The organism is Psychrobacter sp. TB55-MNA-CIBAN-0194, from assembly GCF_040309505.1.
Classification (GTDB): Bacteria; Pseudomonadota; Gammaproteobacteria; order Pseudomonadales; family Moraxellaceae; genus Psychrobacter; species Psychrobacter fozii.
Genome location: NZ_JBEOOW010000025.1, coordinates 1 through 1,215, shown reverse-complemented (window position 1 = coordinate 1,215; position 1,215 = coordinate 1). Strand labels below are relative to the sequence as shown.

Genomic DNA, 1,215 nt, shown 5'->3' with positions numbered 1-1,215 from the left:
AATGAAAGTAATCCTCAAATGATTATGAATCTATGTATCAAGTTGACCAAAAAACCGTATCCATTTAACTTTTTGGCAGATAGTGGCGAATTTGGCACACCTCAACAAGTCACACAAATTGTCAGAGAGTTTGAACGATCAGGCATCTTAAGCGTCACAGAAGCTGAGCCATTAGTAGAGAAAGCAGTGGTCAGTGAGAAAAAGCCTAATAAATTTTATGGCGCGATCAAAAAATTCTTAGGAATGAGGTAAAAAATTGAACTATCAGAAGCTAGCTATCATTGGTGAAGTGGGTGCCGGAAAAACTCAATTGGTTCAAACACTGAGTGAAATCAGCCCTATCGAGACAGAAGCGAAGTCTAGTATCGATATCGGTAAAGAGTACACCACAGTCGGCATTGATTACGGACGGATCACACTGTCGGATGACATGGCTTTAGGCATCTATGGCGTACCAGGACAAGAACGCTTTTCCTTTTTATGGGAATTCGTCAACCAGTCTCTGTGGGGACTACTCATATTGATTCGCTATGGTGAAACCCCTGATTATGCCAATATGGATAAACTGCTCACCTTCTTCGAACCAGAAAAAAACGAGACCACTTGTGTCATCGCTATCACCCACTGTGAAGATGCTGACAAAGAAAGCCTATCAGCACTTGGTCAAGAAATCAGAATCATGTTGATGCAGCACAATGTAGTGGCCCCCGTGATTAACACCGATCCTAGAAGTAGAGAGTCCGCTGTGTCTCTTTTATCCTTATTCAACACTCTTAATAACCAAGACTGATGTTAGGTATGACTATGTCAAATGAAAAATCACCAGCGAAACTTGCATTACTAAGTCACATCAAAACTTTATGTGATGCTAATAGAGAAATTATATTGGTCAGTCTCTGTACCACAGATGGCTTTCCTATCAGCTGCTTCTCAGTCAGCGAGCTTAGCAACCAAGCAGATAAATTTGCAGCGATGAGCAGCACACTGTCTTCACTAAGTGATTCGTCTGCAAAGCAAATGAAGCAAGGCCAATGCAATATTGCGATTGTTGAAGCCACTTCTGGCAATATACTATTCGTCAAAACAGACTACATTGGTAAGCCTTGTGTGTTGACGGTGGTTGCCCACAATAAGATGGCACTAGCCGAAGCACGATATAAGACCAAGAAATTGATTGGGGAAATCTCTGCTATTAGAGAGTAGGGTGATTTGTCT

Annotated in this window: 3 protein-coding genes; all 3 read left to right on the top strand. The window is 41.6% G+C overall.

Features of this window, described 5'->3' with window-relative positions; genetic code table 11:
• The coding region (locus tag AAEY75_RS14080) for a hypothetical protein (RefSeq protein WP_352259904.1) at positions 1 to 252 on the top strand (252 nt) is incomplete at its 5' end.
• Between the two features lie 4 nt (positions 253 to 256).
• The gene (locus AAEY75_RS14075) at positions 257 to 790 is read left to right on the top strand and encodes a GTP-binding protein (protein WP_197102980.1); all 534 of its coding nucleotides are present in this window, start codon (positions 257 to 259) and stop codon (positions 788 to 790) included.
• Positions 791 to 804: 14 nt separating this feature from the next.
• Positions 805 to 1,203, top strand: coding sequence for a roadblock/LC7 domain-containing protein (locus AAEY75_RS14070; RefSeq protein WP_201591541.1), 399 nt, complete (start codon positions 805 to 807; stop codon positions 1,201 to 1,203).
• Positions 1,204 to 1,215: the final 12 nt, after the last annotated feature.

What these genes read in the sequence shown, in the direction of transcription:
- AAEY75_RS14070 (WP_201591541.1), top strand. Translation starts at nt 805, where the DNA reads ATGTCAAATGAAAAATCACCAGCGAAACTTGCATTACTAAGTCACATC.